This is a genomic window from Hydrogenophaga sp. Root209 (genome assembly GCF_001428625.1).
GTDB lineage: Bacteria > Pseudomonadota > Gammaproteobacteria > Burkholderiales > Burkholderiaceae_C > Hydrogenophaga.
Genome location: NZ_LMIE01000029.1, coordinates 396751 through 414386, shown reverse-complemented (window position 1 = coordinate 414386; position 17636 = coordinate 396751). Strand labels below are relative to the sequence as shown.

Genomic DNA, 17636 nt, shown 5'->3' with positions numbered 1-17636 from the left:
CTGCTCAGTTTGGCTGCTGGTGCAAAGTCGGGACGTGTCAGTGGGTCAATTAGTGTGGAGCTAATTGGTCTTGACGACTCCCAAATCGCTCAAGCGGTGCCGTTTAATGTCGACCTGTCTGAGTCGAATATTCAGAAAATTGCCGAGGCTCTCGCGATCGTGAAAGCCAAGATGTATGACGCAAGCACTACCGTGAGTCCTAGTGCCATTGCGCGCATGCAGTGTGGCGCTGAAACCTCAAAGTAGTGGCTCCTTAAGGATGAAGAAGCGAAGCACCACGCAGAGTGCTGCAAGTCAGTGCAACAGCCGGCCAGGAGAAGGAAACCGCCAGGATGAAGACTGTCGTACTTGTCCACGGAATTCGGACACGCGCCTGGTGGCAGGGGTCGGTCTCCGCAATCCTCGCTGCCGAAGCAGGCTGCAACGTCGTTCCCCTGAAGTACGGCTACTTCGATCTGATCCGGTTCCTGTTTCCCGGGCAACTCTTCCGTCGCGGGCCGATCGACCGCGTGCATCAGAAGCTCCGGACGGTCATCGCTAGGTACCCGGACGACGATATCGTCGTAATCGCGCACAGCTTTGGGACCTACGCGATGGCCAATGTGCTCAAGACGTATTCAGACATCAAGATCCACGGATTGATTCTCTGCGGATCGATCATCCACGAGGATTTCCCCTGGGACAGAATCGCCTCCCAAATCAAGCCTGCGCCCGCCAGGGCGCGGGCCATCAACGAGTGCGGGACGCGCGACATCTGGCCTCCGTTTGGGCAGGCGATCACATGGGGTTATTCGGCGACGGGAACCTATGGATTCGGTTCGGCAGACATCCAAGACCGAGTACACCAGATGCCACACAGCGGGTATTTCGACAACGAGTTCGTCCGGCGGTACTGGGTGCCCTTCCTGAAGGACGGATCCATCGTCGCTTCCGAGTACCAGGCCAGTGGCGCTGGAACGCCTGCTTGGTTCGAGATCTTCAATCTTCCACTGCGGTGGATCGTGGCCGCTTTGTTGGCGGTTCTGGTGGCCTGGCCGGCCTCAGCGCAGCTTTTCAAGCTCCTCCAGCAACCGACCATTGTCGCGGGTAGCTTCGCTTGCATGGCCGATGGCAAGCCCTTGACGAACTGCTCCGTCCAGAGAGCCGGCGAGGTCTTCGTCCTCACCTTCGACGGACCTGAAGCCGCCCCGGGCGTGCTGGTTGACAGGTACCGAGGCACGATGGTCAGCGACGGTCCGACGCTGATCGTCAACCTGTCGAACGAGTTCAATCCGAAACCCGGCGAAGGCGGGCTCTCAGATGCCGGTCCGCCTTCTGACCTGCGCCTGAGCGCCGAGCCCAGTGGGTATGCTGGGCAATGGACCTTCCAGCAGCGCACGTATCGGTTTGCAATGTCGAGAAAGGCAACGCAATGAAAACCGTGAATAGGACGCTCTGGCAAGTGCTTGTGGCGATCGCACTGTTCGGCTGTTCGGCAGCTGCCACCGCGGCACCGACCTTCGCGGTCGTAAAGCAAGGCGAACAGGAAGTGACGATCGAATCCTTGCGCAAGAGCGTGCAGCGGGAGTTCGAGGGTTTTGGGCAGTTCGACGAAAGCGAAGAGCTAGCACTCAGCGACCAGATCTCCGAGCACCGGGCAGTGCTTCCCTGCCGCTCGGTTGCGGAGGTCATCGATGCAATCCGCGGCGTATTCCCTACGCTTGGTCTGCACGAGTTCGCGGTTTCGCGCCAGTACCCGCGAAATGCGGTTTATTTCAGGAGAGCGTCCAGTCCGGAGGCTGGAAGAGACATCGTCAACTTCTACTTCCTGCTCCAGAAAGGCACTGGACTGGACTGCAACTTCACCTTTGGCGCATTTGCGAAAACCGTCATCTCGAGAAAGAGCGAGTTCGTAAAGTCCAAGGACCAGCTGTTCCAGAAATTGATCGCCGACATTGCCTCGGCCATCTCTTCGATCGAGAGCAGGCTCAAGAAGCCGCGAGCCGGCGCCCTGTTCGAACCAAGGCCAGCAACAGTCTCCGAAACGCAGAACAAGGCGCTGCAATTGCTGCGCGATCGCGGGCATCGGGATAACATTGCCGACAAGGCTGTGGAACGCGCACAGGCGATGCTGAAACGCGAGCTTGTCGACTATGGCGCGAAGAACGTCGACATCGATATGTTCGTCGTGAAGATGGAAGAACCTCCGCCTGCGGAGCTTGAGAAGTTCCGGACTCGCAACTGCATCGCTGTCCCTCATGATCTCCCGAGGCCAACCATTGTCTGCAATGCCGACTACATCGCAGAGATCGAGGCCGTACTGCGATTCTTCGAGGATCCGCGATCTGGGATTAGAAGCACGGATGGCCTGAAGTTCTTGGCACGACGGTTCAGCGATGACGCTGTGCGTACTCTGTCTAGACTGCGCGCCAACGAGGAGTTTCGCAAGCTCAATGGCCAGGACGATGAGCATGTCATCGATCACATGTCGATGGCCATGCTTTACGTCCTCTCGCACGAGGTGGGACATCTGCTTTCGCCTGACTCGGACTCGAACGCGGCGATTGACAGTGTTCCGCTCGATTCGACGCCAAGCTACCGGGCGGCAATCCTGCGCCTTTGCAAGCACGCAGACTATTTCAAGAGCTCGAATTTCTATCTGGATATGTTCGACGAGATCGTCATCGATCCCACTAGCCAGCAACGCGGGTTCATCGACAAATTCAAGGCCCAGGACAAGCAACTCGAGTCCACGGAGAGGATGTTCAGGGAGGAGGCTCTGGCCGACCTGTTCGCGACCGATTTCTCCTTGAAGTATTTTGCCCGGCTCGGTCGAAACGACAAGGAGTCGGCAGCTTACCAACAGTACCTTTTCCTCGAAAATGTCGAGGCCCTGGCAACCTACTTCTGGTACCGGAGCTACTTCCAATTCGCTGACTCGGTCTGTCAAGGCGTCCACAACACCGCACAGTTTTCAGCGTGCCTCGGGTTGGACACGGCCAACTGGATCGCAGCATCGGATGTTTTCGGGCGCTCCCACCGAAATTTCCTGCTGCGCGCCGTGGAAACCTTCTCGGTATTCGTGGCTGAGCGAACGACGTTCTACGATATCCCACTGGCAGATCGGATCGTAGCCCCGGACGACGAAGCGCTGCGGGCCATGCTCGAAACCGATCGACAGGCCGCCGTCCGCGTCATCTCCACCCTGCAGCGCCACTTCTTTCTCAGGGAGCTTGTCGACACCCCGCTGAAGCTCGCTTACACGGGCTGCACCATAGGCTGGGCCAAGGAAGTCAGCGGCAACAACAATGCGCCGGGGATGATAATGAACTTCCTCTCATACGAGGAAGAGATGGAGAGGCTGACGCGCAAGCTTTCAGGCCAGTAGAAGTGACCGTCGTCGGTATCTTTCGCCAACACCGATCGCTGCATCCGAGATGCATTCAGTTTATAGGTTCTCGACGCTTTCCTTCGCTCATCTTTAGGTGCAGGCTGGTTACTTTTTTGAATTCCGCTGCGTGGATGCAGCTTATTGACATGAAGCGTCTTATTGACTAGTCTCCGCTCGAAAATGCTTTGACTAAACCGACTTGATCTTCTTTACCTGTCAGCCCCTCGAGCACCGCGACATCCTGTAGGGGTAATGCCGCGCAATTGCGGCAGTCTCGTAGTCGGGATCATTGTCGAAATTGGCCTTTCCCACCCAGGGGTGTCTATGAACGCAATTCTCAAATGCTGGATACCACTTTTCAATGCGTTGGGTATTCTTGCAATTTTGCAAGGTTGTGCCTCTAAAGGACCTCCAAGAGTCAAGGTGGCGCCCACAATCGTGACGCCTACGCAAATTGCCGATTTGGTTTTCCATTCAAATACTGAATGGGAACGATGGGGCAAGCGAGTGGTGCGCGCTATGCCCGGTTCTCCCACGTGCTTGGTTCAAGCTGATGGAAGTTGCGAAGTAGTTGCCGAAGGCTGCGGAGACGAGCAAACCCGAGCGCTGTGCCCAATTGTTAACACATACTGGGCAAACGTCTCCAATGGCAAGGCCGGACATTCTTGCAATTTGAACGATGTATGCGAGGTCAAATGGCCTCCCGGTGACACGAGGAGTTTTGAAATGACTGCTGCATGGTCCGCCGCATTTGTGAGTACCATGCTCAAGAAAGCAAAATTCTCGACTTCTGAATTTTGGCCATCGGGGGTTCATGCTGAATACATATTTGCTGCTCGTGACGGCTATGCATCTGCATTCGAAGTTGTGCCGATTCCCGCATATCCTCAAGTTGGAGACATTATCTGCGCCAACCGCGTGTTGGAGCCGAAACCTGGGGAACAACGACGTAGACCCCTAAAACCTGAAGAAATATTTCAAATCCGTGCTAATGGCCCAGCTATGCACTGCGATATTGTCGTTCAAGTTGATCTGACAAGTAAGATGGTCCACGCCATTGGAGGCAATGTGCAGCAAACGGTGGCGCGGACCCTCACGCCGCTTGATGACCAAGGATTGCTTCAATACAATGCAGATTCAGGTAGGCCCTGGATGTTAGTTATGCGAGCACGACGATCCAGCTCTGCGCCCCAACCGCTGTCTGGTAACCCGGGTTGAACCTAATTCGAAGGCTTCCTAAGGCTCTTTGCTTTAGGCCCTTCCGTGCGTTGATTGCAATTCCAAAGCAGAATGCATCCGCTGATCACAAGACGGCAAGATCTTCCAAGTCAACTTCGCGTCTGGAGCGGGCCCAAAGGGCTTGACGAGACTCTCGCGGTGGGATAGACACGACTATTGGAAGCAGCCAACGTAAGGTTGACCAGCTTATTGTGATCTTTCGGCCGCGAATGCGGCGACTTTGGGAGGGCTATGGACAACATTAAGTGGGCCATATGGGGAGCAATAGTGTCCCTAGCGATCGCTGCAGGCGCCTTCTATTTGGGACGAAAGGAATGCCCAAAATGTGGTGAGGTTGACCGAGCCAGAGTGCTTACCGAACTCTTGATTCCGACTCAGAAGCTATTACTCGCTGAATCGTCCTCCACACAACGCTACAACTGGGAGTTGGTTAGCACTTGGCCTAGAGTTGCAAAGCTGCTGTCGAACCTAGGGGCGCGCGAGAAGGCAAAAGGCTACCTGCAGTATCAGGTCAAGAACTATTACGGCTACGACCTTGCGCGTCAGGCATCTTGGTCATTGAAGCGGGAGGGTACCAAAATCATCTTCGAAGCCCCACCGCTTCGACTTTTAACGTGCCCGGCGGTGCTGACGCAGAGCCTGATGTTTGTAGTGGAGGGCGGAAGCCCCTTCGTCGGAGAGTTGAGCAGGCAAGACGAAGTGATTCGCGTCGCTACTGCCCAAGCGCTTGCCGTTGCACATGAAGGGCTCCGCGATCCAGACAAGTTCAAGCGCATCAAGGAGACAGCCGATCAGGATCTTAAATCCCTGCTAATGAGCCTTGCGCGGCCGATGGGGTGGGACTTGAAAGGCGCTGACATAGTGATTACGAATCCGGAAGGGCAAGTAGATTTGCCTCCTCCTTGGCAACCGGCACTCGGGGCAGGCGGGAATTTGGATCTTACTTCTGTCACACAGCTGAAGAATGCTGGTTGCATGTAGTCCGCGGTGCAACGCAACTGCGGATCTCTGGTCGCGTGGCAGGGGAGTACGTCACACACCCGATCAGGTAATGTTTGGAGAGAGTGAGGTGCACTCCATGAGAGCGAAGTTTTCCGTCAGCCGAATCAACGTTTGCGCTGCAGTAATGCTTTCAGCATTGCCAATGCTTTCCCCATCTTTGGCGGATGCCAGTCCCGTGTGCAACACAAGGGGTGGCTATATTGCGAATCAACCGGAGACTCCAGCGATAGAACGCTCAAGTGACACAACAAACGTTGAAGGAACTGAGGCGATCTCGTCGAGATCAATGGGGGCACGGCAGCTAGAGACTATCCCGATCGATTTATCGCGACTAGACGACCTTATTAAGTTCAATGGCCGATATACCTCAAAGGTGCCAGTTCTAGGCGTTAGAATTGAAAACTATCCAACCTTCGATCCAACGAAGCACTGTAATCGAGTTGCTATCAATATTGTAAAGCCCCGGATCGAAAGAGTAAACACGAATGTTTGGCGAGCCTCAGTTGAGAATGGCCGCTTCAGTATCGATTTCGATGATGAAGCTCAGCGTCAAGGTCTTATTGCAGATCGGGATCCATCCAACAGGTTCTTTTGGATCTTTCCCAGTCATTTCGGGAAAAAAACGATTTCACAGAACCCGTGGGCTCTGACAAAGAGCTATGACGAGGCATTTCGAAAGGCTCCGGTTGGATCGGTGCAGCGCAGATGGATTGCTGAAGCTTACCTTACTCTGGCATTAAGAACTTACAGAATGAGACAGTTGGTCGCAGCGTTCCCGGAAGGTGGAACTCCGACTAAACAGGAATTGCACGACCTTCTAAAGGCTGACCTCAAGGTTGAGTGCAAACACAATGCCGTGGAGCTACCGTGCGTCACAGCTGATCTCATCGAGATGAATGAAGCCGCAGGTGAAGGGAATTCTCTTTCTTCCGATGCGTTTCGAACCGGTGACGCCTTGCTTCAGAACTCTGGGATAAGCACAGGACTTCGTCAACTCGACTTTGCATCTTCGAACGACCAAGCGGCAAGCATTGGACCCAAAGTGACGAAGGCTTTGTTTCTTTCAAAGCGGGGTTATGGTTATCTCCGTCCGATTCGGACTTGGGAAGTTGACACTTTGGCCAGTTGGTATGCAAAGACAGGGTACGATGTAAACAGGGAGCTTTCTCGACCTGAGGCCAAGCACGTTCTTTTGAGATCCCACGTTGCGTTCATTGGTTCTGCCGTCGCACGGTGGAGTAAGACCATTGAAAGTATGTATCCCGGGTGGTCGGAGGCAGAGCGATCGTTTTTAACGATCGTCGCCATTGATCTCGAGAATGTCAGCGGATTCAGAATTTCGACGCCGAGGGGCGCGAAGAGCGCGTGCGAGGTGCTGAGCAAACGCAGCGCCTCTCCCGGCCGATCCAACTCGTCTGTTGCAAGCAGTCAATCAAAGCGGGTTGCAAACGCCGCCTTACTTGCGAAGGATCGCTTCGGAACACTGTCAAATCTCTCATGTATTGATCGGCAATAGTGGGCGGTGTTAGCTGCTGTTTGCTGGTTCCGCCTAAGGTCGACTCGAGGCTAGACCATCCCCATCCTTAGCACCTGTATCGGTGACAGAAACGGCCCCTGAACATACAGAGGAGCCAAATTCTGAACCAGCAACGCTGACCGAACCGGCGCACAGCCGGCTCAGGTGCTGGCGGCCAAGCTGGAGGTGTCCTTGGCCACCGAGGATGACTTCATTAAGAAGATTGCGCTACTGCTGATCTGAGTTGTATGCAAGGTACTGGCTTGACCCTGCTGCTGCTGGCGCTGGAAGAATAGCTGCTGGCGCAATGTTGGTGCGTGGGGGGGCAACAGATCAACGACCAGGAATTTCAACCGGGGTGCGCCCCGTCGCGACACCCGTGTTCGATGCGACGGGCCCCGTTGTCCCTGGCATCAATGCTACTGCTACGACGCATGCGTTCGCCGGTGGGGTAGTGCGTGACGCGGTGTTGCCCGCGGTGTGCGAAGAGCACCGTCGAGTGAGTCTTAGGCAGCCTCAAATGAACCCGCTCCGAAGGCACTGAAAAAGTGATTGTTCAATGGCAAGAAAACCTCAAAAGAGAGACGTTGGTGGCCGACAAGTAGAAAGCCTCGTGGCACATTTGGCACGCACCCTTAACAAAATCAACGCTTGTTCAATCCGAGCGAGGGAATGTCGAGTGACTTTCCGCAATGAGGCCGCCCCTTCTCTGGACGGGTGGCGCGAACATTTACGATCCTGGGATGGATCGATTCACCTCATCACCCGATCCGACCACTCGTTTTGCTTTCCTGTTCCGCCGCCTGGCGGGATTGGCCGTCCTGTCGTGCGGTCTCTGGTTGGCTCTGTGGCCGGACTTCGCCCGCGCTTCGTCTGGCGAAACCGACATCACCTTGCAGGCCCGTCACTGGATCGACACTTCCGGCGGCCAGACCATCGAGGAGGTGGTGCGTCGGCCAGCCGGAGATTTCGAGCCCATGGAGGGCTACCGCAGCTTCCAGCTCGACGGCGCCGCGCTGTGGTTGCGCCTGGAGCTACCGCAGCGCGACGCCGGGCGCCGCTGGTACCTGATGCTGAGCGCCGCGGCCTTCACGAATCGGGCCACGCTGTACACCGCGAGCCCGTCGGGCGTTTGGACGGCCCAGCAGGCCGGTGACCACCTGCCGGTTTCGCAATGGGCTCACCCGGACCAGACGCCGGTGTTTGCGCTCGACCCCCAGGCCACCGGCCCTGCCTGGCTGAGGCTGGCGAACCGGCCCGCACCGCTGAGTCCGCGCCTGAGCCTGCTGGATGAGCGGCAACTGCAGGAAAAGCGTCAATGGACCATTCTCATGGTGGGCGGCTACCTGGGCTTCGGTCTGCTGGTGCTGTTCATCGGCTGGGTGCATGCACGCCTCTACGCCGATCGGGCGTTCATCGCCTACTGTTGCTACGTGGCCTGCATGCTGGGCTTTCAGGCCGCTTTCACCGGCATCGGCGGCCTGTTTTTCTGGCCAGACCATGCCGCATGGAACGATGCGGCACCGGCCGTGTTCATGCTGTGGTTGACGGCTTCCGGCATCTGGTTCGTGCGCGAGGTCTGTGTGGTCTCGCGCCACCACCGTGGCGTCGACCGCCTGGTGCTGGCCTGGTCGGTGTTCGGTCTGCTGTTCCCCGCGGCCTACCTGATCCTGCTGAACCAGCCAGCCTTCATCGTGCTCAACCTGTATGGCCTGCTGTCGGTCGTGCTGAGCTTCGGGTTGTGCATCTGGACCTGGCGCAGGGGCGAGACCTACGCTGGCTGGATGGCGCTGGGCTTTCTGCCGGTGCATCTGGGTTATCCCTTCCCCGCCTTGCGCAGCGCTGGCGTGCTGCCGGACAGCTGGGCAACGCAGTACGCCGTGCTGATCGGCTCCGCGATCGAGATTCCACTGTTGCTCTACATCCTGCATCGGCGCGCCAAGGATTTCAGCGAGAACCGCGCCCGCCTGCGTGCGATCGAAAGCACCGATCCCTTGACTGGCCTGACCATTGCGCCGGTGCTCCTGCTGCGCCTGCGCGATGCGCTGCGCCGTTCTCGTCGCTACGGTCACCGCTGCGGTCTGGTGCTGGTGGAGCTCTCCAACCACACCACCATCATTGAGCGCGAAGGACGCGAGGCCGGCGACAGAGCATTGGTGGTGGCCGCCTCGCGCCTGTCGGCTGTGGTGCGCGATGTGGACACGGTCAGCCGCGTGGCCGAAACGCGCTTCGCGATGCTGGTCGAGGGGCCCGAGGATCTCAAGCTGCTGGGTCAGCACATCGTGGCCAAGGGACTGGAGCGGGTGCCGTTGCTGCCAGCGGACCTGCCACTGCGTTTTCGCCTGGTCTCGGCGGCGCTGCCCGACGAAGACGACGAGTCGCTCGACGACACCCGACTGATGGACCGCCTGCATCGCGCGCTGGATCAATTCGCCGAAGATCCGCGCAGGGTCGTGCTGCACCTGACGCAAACCGCGTAGGGCCGGTCGACGGTGGAATCAGAAATGGGCCAGGTAGCCACCGTCGACCGCCAGCGTCTGACCGGTCACGTAGCTGGCTGCGGGCGAAGCCAGAAACAAGGCGGCGCCCGCGATCTCTTCCGGTTGGCCCCACCGTCCGAGTGAACTGCGCTGCTGCAGCCAGGCCAGGGTCTGAGCGTCTTCGACCATGTCTGTGTTGGCTTCGGTGGCAAAGAAGCCCGGGGCGATGGCGTTGACGTTGATGCCGTGCGGGCCGAGCTCGGCCGCCAGGGCGCGCGTCAGGGCTGCGAGCGCGCCTTTGCTGGTGGTGTAGGCGGCGTCGCCGGCTCGGGCGATCGGCCCGGCGATGGAGGTCACGTTGATGATGCGGCCGAATCCCTGGGCGCGCATGGGGCGCGCGGCTTCCCGGCACAGGTGCCAGGCCGACACGAGATTGGCCTCCAGGACCTCGCGCAAGGCCTGGGCGGGCAGCTTGTCCAGCGGCTGGCGGCGGCGCTGGCCCACGTTGTTGATCAGGACGTCCAGGCGACCGCTTTCAGCCAAGACACGGGTGACGGCGGCGGTGGCGGCGGCTTCGTCGGTCACGTCGAACGGGAGTGCGTGAGCGAAACCGCCGCCCGCTTGTCCAGCGGCGCGGGCTTCTTCCACGGCCATGTTGAGGCTGTCAGCGTCGCGGCCATTGAGCCAGACCTCGGCCCCGTGGGCGGCGAGCGCACGGGCCATGGCCAGGCCCAGGCCACGGCTGGCGCCGGTGACCAGGGCCACGCGGCCTTGCAAGGAGAAGAGGGAGGTTGAGGTCAAGCGCGAATTATCGACGGGCATCACGCCCACCGATCGACGCGCCTCAGGCCGTGAGTTCGACCATCGACGATTCCGGGAAGGCCAGGTCGGGTTCGATGTTCTCCAGCGGCAGCGTGAAGTAGAAGGTGCAGCCGGCGCCTGGAGCGGTTTCGGACCAGATGCGACCGCCGTGCCGGTCGATGATGCGTTGCGCCAGGGCCAGACCCGTGCCGGTGCCCTCGAAGTCCATCGAGTGGTGCTGGCGCTGGAACATCACGAACAGGTTGTGCGCTTTCTCCAGGTCGAAGCCGGCGCCGTTGTCGCTCACGTAGAAGGTGCGCCCGCCCATGGGGTTGACTTTCCAACCCACCTTGATGACGGCATCCGTGCGCTTGCCGGTGTACTTCACCGCGTTGTCGAGCAGGTTGCCCCAGGCCTGGGCCAGCAGCATGGCATCGCCACGAACCACCGGCAGATCCGGATCGATCGACCATTCAATGGAGCGATTGGGGTTTTCTTGCTTGAGGTGGGCGACGACGCCGTGCAACAGTGGCGTGAGCGGCACGGGCTGGCCATCGACCGACACACGGCCCAGGCGTGCGTACTCCAGCAGGCCTTCAATCATCGAGCTCATGCGTTTGGCCGCCTTGGCGATCGAGGTCTGGTACTGGCGGGCCAGGTTGTCGGCGGATTCACCGGTCTGCTCCTGAAGCAGGCTCACGAAGCTGGCGATGTGGCGCAGCGGTGCGCGCAGATCGTGAGAGACCATGTGCGAGAACACGTCCAGATCCTTGTTGGCCGCCACCAGTTGCTGCGTGCGTTCGGCCACGCGTTTTTCCAGCTCGCGGTTGAGGTCGTTCATGACATCTTCCAGGCTCTTGGCCGCGGTCATGTCGCGCGTGATGCTCGACAAAGCCTGCAGTTCGCCGGCTTCGTTGCGCAGCGCGGTGAGCACGGTGTGCGCCCAGAAGCGCGAGCCATCCTCACGCAGGCGCCAGCCGCGCGATTCCCATTGGCCATGGTCCTTGGCCAGGCGCAGCACCTGGCTGGGGTCCACTTCGTCTTCGCCCGCGTTGTCGGTGCACATCAGCGTCTCGTACGACTGGCCGACGATCTGCGAGCGCTGGTGGCCGTGCAGGCGCTGGGCGCTCTCGGTCCACTCGGTCACGGCGCCGGTCTCGTCCACGAAATAGATGCAGTAATCCTGGATGGCGTCGACCATCAGGCGGTAGCGTTGTTCGCTGGCAAACAGCTCTTCAGAGCGTTCGCGCACCCGTTCTTCCAGATCCTGGTTGGCGTGCAACACGAACTCTTCGGTGCGGCGACGCTCGGTGATGTCGTGCAGCTCGATGAACAGGCCCTCGACCGAACCATTCTGCAGGTCGGGGATGTAATGGATGTCGAAGTAGTTCAGCTCGCCGTCGGCTCCCTTGCGTGCGGCTTCGAAATTTTGCGCCTGGCCGCTGAGCGTGGCCAGCACGCGCGGCATGATTTCAGGCAGCACCTCAGGGCGCACCACCTCGCTCAGGTGGGAGCCCACCATGTCTTCGGGTTCCTTGGCGTAGCGCTGGGCGTGCGCGTTGTTGGCAAAGCGGCAGATCAGGTTCTTGTCGTAGTAGGCCAGCCGCGCAGGGATGCGGTTGGTGATGCTGCGCAAGATCGTGTCCTTCGGCCCGTCGATGACGTGGTTGACCGATACGTTGCCCTGGTCCGCCACCATGGTGCTGGTGTGCAGGAACTGGCCTTCGGCGTCGTAGATGGCAGTCGAGGTGAGCCGGGCCTGCAGGAAGTCGCCGTTGGCCCGGAGCAGCATCAGCGAGAGCGGTTCGGTGCGGCCGCTGATCAACAGTTGCTCCACATGCGTGGACGCCAGGCTGCGGCACTCTGGAGCGGCCAGGTCCACGAGCGTCATGAACATGACCACGTCTTCCCGGTCCATGCCGAGCCAGTCCAGCAGCGTCTGGTTGACGTTCACGCAGCGCAGGTCGGCGTCCAGCGCCAACAGGCCGCAAGGCGCGTTGTCGTACAAGGCGCGGGCGGCGTTCAGGGCTGCCATCAGTTCGTCGGTGATGGGTGCCAGCTGCTGCTCAGGGGTCGGTGCAGAGGTGTCCATGGGAAGGGCTCCAGGTCGGTTCGGATCGGGGCAAGGAATTGCTCGTACTTCCTTATCGGATGCTGGCGGCAAAAATTCAGGGCGTTCGATCACTGGAATGCGGGGTGAATCCAGCCCATTTCTGGCGAAAAAAAACCCCGGGGCCTGCGCGCCGGGGCTTTTTTTTGATTTGCAAGTGATTGCTTACAGTCCGGCACCCTTGCGCAGGGCGGCAGCACGGTCGGTGCGTTCCCAGGTGAATTCGGGCTCTTCGCGGCCGAAGTGGCCGTAGGCGGCGGTCTTGGTGTAAATCGGACGCAGCAGGTCCAGCATCTGGATGATGCCTTTGGGGCGCAGGTCAAAGTGTTCATTCACCAGGGCGGCGATCTGCTCGTCGGAAATCACACCGGTGCCTTCCGTGTAGACGGTCACGTTCATCGGGCGGGCCACACCGATGGCGTAAGCGACCTGGATCTGGCATTGCTTGGCCAGGCCCGCGGCCACCACGTTCTTGGCCACGTAGCGCGCGGCGTAGGCGGCCGAGCGGTCGACCTTGGACGGGTCCTTGCCGGAAAACGCACCACCACCGTGCGGGCAGGCGCCGCCGTAGGTGTCCACGATGATCTTGCGCCCGGTCAGACCACAATCGCCCTGCGGGCCGCCGATGACGAAACGGCCCGTGGGGTTGATCAGGTACTTGGTGTCCTTGAGCCACTCCTTGGGCAACACCGGCTTGATGATCTCTTCGATGATGGACTCAATGAACGAGTCCTTCATCTTGTGCGGCGTCTCGCTCTGGTCCGGGCTGTGCTGGGTCGAGAGCACCACGGTGTCGATGCTGTGCGGCTTGCCGTCGACGTAGCGCATGGTCACCTGGCTTTTTGCGTCCGGGCGCAGGAATGGCAGGCGGCCGTCCTTGCGCAGCTGGGCCTGGCGCTCCACCAGGCGGTGGGCGTAATAAATGGGCGCGGGCATGAGTTCGGGCGTCTCGTCGCAGGCGTAGCCGAACATCAGGCCCTGGTCGCCTGCGCCGATGTTCAGGTGGTCGTCGCTGGCGTGGTCCACGCCCTGCGCGATGTCGTTGGACTGCTTGTCGTACGCGACCAGCACCGCACAACCCTTGTAGTCGATGCCGTATTCGGTGTTGTCGTAGCCGATGCGTTTCAAGGTGTCGCGCGCGACCTGAATGTAGTCGACGTGCGCGTTGGTCGTGATCTCGCCGGCCAGCACCACCAGGCCGGTGTTGCAAAGCGTCTCGGCCGCCACGCGGCTGCGCGGGTCCTGCTCGAAAATTGCATCAAGAATCGCGTCGGAAATCTGGTCGGCAACCTTGTCGGGGTGGCCTTCAGAGACGGATTCGGAGGTGAAAAGGAAATCGTTCGCCATGTATAAACTCCAAGTTGGTGGATCGGCGTTGCCGGTCTGTCAGAGTTCGGCGAACGCTTTAGCGGAATTTATGAATCGCCCCGCAATTAGTTCAGTAACTCGGCGATGGGTGAATTCTAGACCAAGGTCCGTGCCCCGTCCCGTTCACCCACCACCGCCTTGGCCCCGCCGATCCAGTTCCTTTTTCGCACCCTGAGTCTGCTGCCGTTGCCAGTGCTGCATGCGCTGGGCTGGGTGCTGGGCTGGGCGAGCTTTCTGCTTTCGGCCCGCTACCGCCGTCGCCTGCTCGCCCATGCGAAGCAGGCGGGGTTTTCCTCAACCGTTGCGCTGGCTTCCATTGGTGAGGCGGGCAAATTGGTGGCCGAGTTGCCACGCCTGTGGCTGGGCCGACCGGTGCGCGTGGATTGGGACGGCGCCGAGCTCATTGAGGCAGCGCAGGCGCAGGGCTCGGGCGTGCTGTTCCTGACGCCGCACCTGGGCTGTTTCGAGATCACCGCCCAAGCCTACGCTCAGCGCTTTGGCGCCCGGCGTCCCATGACGGTGCTGTTCCGCCCGGCGCGCCAGCCCTGGCTGCGCGATCTGGTGGCGGGCGCCCGCCAACGCCCTGGTTTGTTGGCCGCACCCACCACCTTGGCCGGTGTGAAGCAACTCATCAAGGCGCTCAAGGGCGGCGATGTGGTGGGCCTCTTGCCCGATCAGGTGCCGCCTGATGGGCAGGGCATATGGGCGCCGTTTTTCGGGCGCGACGCTTACACCATGACGCTCTCGGCGCGTCTGGCGCACAGCGGTGGCACGAAGATTCTGGTGAGCTGGGGCGAGCGCTTGAGTTGGGGCAAGGGCTACCGGGTGCATGTGCGGCCGTTCGGTCCGCTGGACACCGACGCCGCAGCGGCGGCGCGGCAGATCAATCAAGCCATGGAAGCGCTGGTGCGAGAATGCCCGGCCCAATACCTCTGGTCTTATGACCGCTACAAGAGCCCAACGCCCTTGCGCTGATGTCTGATCCATCTCCCGTCTCCGCCCACCAACTGCCGCCTGGCGGCATGGCCAACAGGTTGGGCGTGATGTTCATGCATGTGCTGGCTGCGCTGCCCCTGTCGTGGGTGCGAGCGCTGGGCTGGATGCTCGGTCAGGCGCTGCACTTGGTCGCGGCACGCCGTCGCCGCATTGCCCGCACCAACTGGGGTCTGTGTTTTCCGGAGCACAGCACGGCCGAGCGAGATCACGCCGTGCGCAGGCATTTCGTGTATTTCGCCCAGGCCTGGATGGACCGCAGCTGGCTGTGGGAAGCCAGCGATGCGACCATCCGTCGGCGGCTGAAGCTCACGGGTGACCTGCAGGCGCTGGCCGGCAACGAACCCACGGTCCTGTTTGCACCGCACTTCGTGGGCATGGATGCTGGCTGGACCGCCCTGACTGCCCACATGGAGCGTCGCTTTTGCGGCATCTACGCCGAACAGCTCAATGCCGACGTGGACCGCTGGATGTCCAAAGGGCGCCAGCGCTTTGGCGCGCCCCACATCGTGGCCATGCGCCAGGGGCTCAAACCGCTCGTGGCAGCGCTGCGCCAGGGTCTGCCGCTGTACCTGCTGCCCGACATGGACTACGGCATGCGCGATTCGGTCTTCGTGCCCTTCTTCGGCGTGCAGACCGCCACCATCACCTCACTCTCGCGGTTTGCACGCATGGCCAAGGCACGGGTTGTGCCCGTGGTCAGCCGCCTGACCAAGGATGGGTACGAGGTGACGGTGCATGCCCCCTGGCCGAACTACCCCACAGGCGACGTGGAGGCCGACACGGCCACGATGAACACCTACCTTGAGGGCTTCATCCGCGCCACGCCCGAGCAGTACTACTGGGTGCATAAACGCTTCAAGACGCGGCCTGACGGCGAACCTTCTTTCTACGCCAACCTCTGAGCACGCTTGCTCAGGCCCTCAGGAAAGCCCCGATCAGCGCTGCCACCTGCTGCGGCTGTTCGTGCACGATCCAGTGCGTGGCGCGCGGCACGCGCTCGATGCGCAGATCGCCTACATAGCCGTCGAGCCCGTCCAGCAAGGCCTCTGGCAAGGCGGTGTCACCCAGTCCCCAGATCACCAGCGTGGGCACGTTGACAGCGGCGCGCTCGCGCGGCAACTGCACGGCCGTTGCGCCGGGATCGCTGGCGGTCGGTGGGCGCAGCGGTGAGGCCGCGTAGTAGCCACAGGGACCATGCAGGCCCAGGCACCAGACCTCGCGGTAGCGTGCACGTGTGGCGCCGTCGAGCCAGGCCATCGGGCCACGGTCGGCGGCCATGTTGGTGAAGAAGGGCCACAGTCGTGCGAAATCGTTCTCTGCCAGCAGCGCGGGTGCGTCGGGGCGCGCAAGGAAGTTCATGTACGCACTCGACGCCTGCTGTGCCGGCGAGTTCGCCAGCTCGCGCTGGAAGGTGGCGGGGTGGGGCGCATTCACGATGGCGAGCTGGCGCATGGCCGCCGGCAGTTGCGCAGCCACGCTCCAGGCCAGCGCTCCGCCCCAGTCGTGCGCCACCAGACACGCGAGTTGCCCTGGCGTGGGGCTGTCCTGTGTGATGACCTCGATCAGCGCGGCAAGGTCCTGCACCAGCGGCTTGGCGCGGTAGGCCGCCACCTCCGTGGGCGCGCTGGAGTGTTCGTAGCCCCGCAGGTTGGGCGCCACGCAGCGGTAACCGCCGTGTTGGGGCTGGGCGAAATGTGCCAGCAGCTCGTCCCAAACGAATGCGGCTTCGGGAAAACCGTGGAGAAACAGGAGGACCGGTCGACCCGGCTCGCCCGCAGCCCGGCAGCTCAGCGTGATGCCGTGCGGCAGGACCTGTAGAAATGTTTCGATCATCGCGGGCGGTCTCCTGGGGCCCGCGCAAGGTCAATCAAGGGCGGGCGGTTCGTCTTCGGGCGCATCTTGAGGCTGGGCGGCAGGTGTGGCCACGGCCGCACCGTCGTCATGCGTCCAGCGCCAGAGCATCTGCGCCACCTCGTCCAGGCCCTTCTTCTTCAGAGCGGAGAAGAGTCTGGCTTCGCCGCCGCCCGATTGCAGTCGCGCAATCGACAGCGCTTTTTGCGCTTCGGCGTGGTTGAGCTTGTCGGACTTGGTGAGCAGCACCAGGAACTTCAGGCCTTCCTCGACCCGCGGGCGGATCACTTCAAGCAGGATCTCGTCGAGCTCGGTCAGGCCCAGGCGTGGGTCGATCAGCAGCACCACGCCCTTGAGGTTCTCGCGCGTTAGCAGGTAGTTGCCCATGACGCGTTGCCAGCGCAGCTTGGCTTCGCGCGGCACGGCTGCGTAGCCGTAGCCAGGCAGGTCGGCCAGCACGGCGTCGGTGATGCCCTGCTTGCCCAGCGAGAACAGGTTGATGCTTTGCGTGCGACCCGGTGTCTTGGAGGCGAACGCCAGACGCTTTTGCTGCGTCAGAGTGTTGATGCAGGTGGATTTGCCAGCGTTGGAGCGGCCCACGAAGGCCACTTCGGGCACATCCAACGCGGGCAGGTGCTCAAGCTGGGGGGCAGTGGTGAGAAAACGGGCGGTGTGCAACCAGCCGTGAGCGATCTTGACGTCAGGGGTCAGCGAATCGGGCGATTTTCCAGCGTTGGGTTTGCGGGCTTGGGGGCTCTTGGCGTCCGCAGACGGGGAAGCAGGGGTGTTGGCTGGAGTGTGGTTCTGGGTCATTGGGGTTGTTTCCCGAGAGGGCATTGTAAAATCGATTGGCTGTATCCAGACATCCCGCGAAATTCTTCAACCCGAACACGTCGCACGCGA

General features: G+C 60.8%; 13 protein-coding genes. 8 read left to right on the top strand and 5 right to left on the bottom strand.

The features are described 5' to 3' along the window. Positions 1-332 precede the first annotated feature (332 nt). The 6 genes from ASE11_RS15485 to ASE11_RS15470 all read left to right on the top strand — a co-directional run bounded on the left by ASE11_RS15485 (position 333) and on the right by ASE11_RS15470 (position 9607). On the top strand, positions 333-1415 hold the full coding sequence (locus tag ASE11_RS15485; RefSeq protein ID WP_056273340.1) for an alpha/beta fold hydrolase: 1083 nt from the start codon (positions 333-335) through the stop codon (positions 1413-1415). After that, a complete protein-coding gene (locus tag ASE11_RS15480) occupies positions 1412-3367 on the top strand; it encodes a hypothetical protein (protein ID WP_056273337.1) in 1956 nt (651 codons plus the stop codon). Before ASE11_RS15485 ends, ASE11_RS15480 begins: the two co-directional genes overlap by 4 nt. Before the next feature lie 327 nt (positions 3368-3694). Continuing rightward, positions 3695-4588 carry a DUF2272 domain-containing protein gene (locus ASE11_RS25435; protein ID WP_162258054.1) on the top strand — a complete coding sequence of 298 codons (894 nt, stop codon included), beginning with the start codon at positions 3695-3697 and terminating at the stop codon, positions 4586-4588. A 369-nt stretch (positions 4589-4957) separates the two neighbouring features. Next, entirely contained in the window at positions 4958-5590 is a 633-nt protein-coding gene (locus tag ASE11_RS15475; RefSeq protein ID WP_056273334.1) for a hypothetical protein, read from the top strand. 97 nt (positions 5591-5687) lie between these two features. Beyond that, positions 5688-7127, top strand: a complete 1440-nt coding sequence (locus ASE11_RS25940; protein ID WP_156406371.1) for a hypothetical protein — start codon at positions 5688-5690, stop codon at positions 7125-7127. 743 nt (positions 7128-7870) lie between these two features. Then, entirely contained in the window at positions 7871-9607 is a 1737-nt protein-coding gene (locus ASE11_RS15470; protein ID WP_056273331.1) for a 7TM diverse intracellular signaling domain-containing protein, read from the top strand. A gap of 18 nt (positions 9608-9625) precedes the next feature. Here ASE11_RS15470 and ASE11_RS15465 read toward each other — a convergent pair whose 3' ends face one another. The 3 genes from ASE11_RS15465 to metK all read right to left on the bottom strand — a co-directional run bounded on the left by ASE11_RS15465 (position 9626) and on the right by metK (position 13865). After that, the gene (locus tag ASE11_RS15465) at positions 9626-10408 is read right to left on the bottom strand and encodes an SDR family oxidoreductase (protein WP_414842457.1); all 783 of its coding nucleotides are present in this window, start codon (positions 10406-10408) and stop codon (positions 9626-9628) included. A 43-nt stretch (positions 10409-10451) separates the two neighbouring features. Then, positions 10452-12500 (bottom strand): PAS domain S-box protein, encoded by a 2049-nt coding sequence (locus ASE11_RS15460; protein ID WP_056273326.1) that lies wholly within the window; start codon positions 12498-12500, stop codon positions 10452-10454. Positions 12501-12683: 183 nt separating this feature from the next. Beyond that, positions 12684-13865: a methionine adenosyltransferase gene (gene metK, locus ASE11_RS15455; RefSeq protein ID WP_056273324.1), complete on the bottom strand. Its 1182-nt coding sequence runs from the start codon at positions 13863-13865 to the stop codon at positions 12684-12686. 159 nt (positions 13866-14024) lie between these two features. Between metK and ASE11_RS15450 the strand changes: the two genes are divergently transcribed. Together ASE11_RS15450 and ASE11_RS15445 are read left to right on the top strand one after the other, a co-directional pair. Continuing rightward, on the top strand, positions 14025-14861 hold the full coding sequence (locus ASE11_RS15450; RefSeq protein ID WP_056273321.1) for a lysophospholipid acyltransferase family protein: 837 nt from the start codon (positions 14025-14027) through the stop codon (positions 14859-14861). Further along, positions 14861-15784 carry a lysophospholipid acyltransferase family protein gene (locus ASE11_RS15445; RefSeq protein ID WP_235501315.1) on the top strand — a complete coding sequence of 308 codons (924 nt, stop codon included), beginning with the start codon at positions 14861-14863 and terminating at the stop codon, positions 15782-15784. Before ASE11_RS15450 ends, ASE11_RS15445 begins: the two co-directional genes overlap by 1 nt. Before the next feature lie 10 nt (positions 15785-15794). Here ASE11_RS15445 and ASE11_RS15440 read toward each other — a convergent pair whose 3' ends face one another. Then, positions 15795-16715, bottom strand: coding sequence for an alpha/beta fold hydrolase (locus tag ASE11_RS15440; protein WP_056273318.1), 921 nt, complete (start codon positions 16713-16715; stop codon positions 15795-15797). A 30-nt stretch (positions 16716-16745) separates the two neighbouring features. After that, the gene (yihA, locus tag ASE11_RS15435) at positions 16746-17546 is read right to left on the bottom strand and encodes a ribosome biogenesis GTP-binding protein YihA/YsxC (protein WP_082585764.1); all 801 of its coding nucleotides are present in this window, start codon (positions 17544-17546) and stop codon (positions 16746-16748) included. Between the last annotated feature and the right edge of the window lie 90 nt (positions 17547-17636).

What these genes read in the sequence shown, in the direction of transcription:
- ASE11_RS15485 (WP_056273340.1), top strand. Translation starts at nt 333, where the DNA reads ATGAAGACTGTCGTACTTGTCCACGGAATTCGGACACGCGCCTGGTGG.
- ASE11_RS15480 (WP_056273337.1), top strand. Translation starts at nt 1,412, where the DNA reads ATGAAAACCGTGAATAGGACGCTCTGGCAAGTGCTTGTGGCGATCGCA.
- ASE11_RS25435 (WP_162258054.1), top strand. Translation starts at nt 3,695, where the DNA reads ATGAACGCAATTCTCAAATGCTGGATACCACTTTTCAATGCGTTGGGT.
- ASE11_RS25940 (WP_156406371.1), top strand. Translation starts at nt 5,688, where the DNA reads ATGAGAGCGAAGTTTTCCGTCAGCCGAATCAACGTTTGCGCTGCAGTA.
- ASE11_RS15470 (WP_056273331.1), top strand. Translation starts at nt 7,871, where the DNA reads ATGGATCGATTCACCTCATCACCCGATCCGACCACTCGTTTTGCTTTC.
- ASE11_RS15460 (WP_056273326.1), bottom strand. Translation starts at nt 12,500, where the DNA reads ATGGACACCTCTGCACCGACCCCTGAGCAGCAGCTGGCACCCATCACC.
- metK (WP_056273324.1), bottom strand. Translation starts at nt 13,865, where the DNA reads ATGGCGAACGATTTCCTTTTCACCTCCGAATCCGTCTCTGAAGGCCAC.
- ASE11_RS15445 (WP_235501315.1), top strand. Translation starts at nt 14,861, where the DNA reads ATGTCTGATCCATCTCCCGTCTCCGCCCACCAACTGCCGCCTGGCGGC.
- ASE11_RS15440 (WP_056273318.1), bottom strand. Translation starts at nt 16,715, where the DNA reads ATGATCGAAACATTTCTACAGGTCCTGCCGCACGGCATCACGCTGAGC.
- yihA (WP_082585764.1), bottom strand. Translation starts at nt 17,546, where the DNA reads ATGACCCAGAACCACACTCCAGCCAACACCCCTGCTTCCCCGTCTGCG.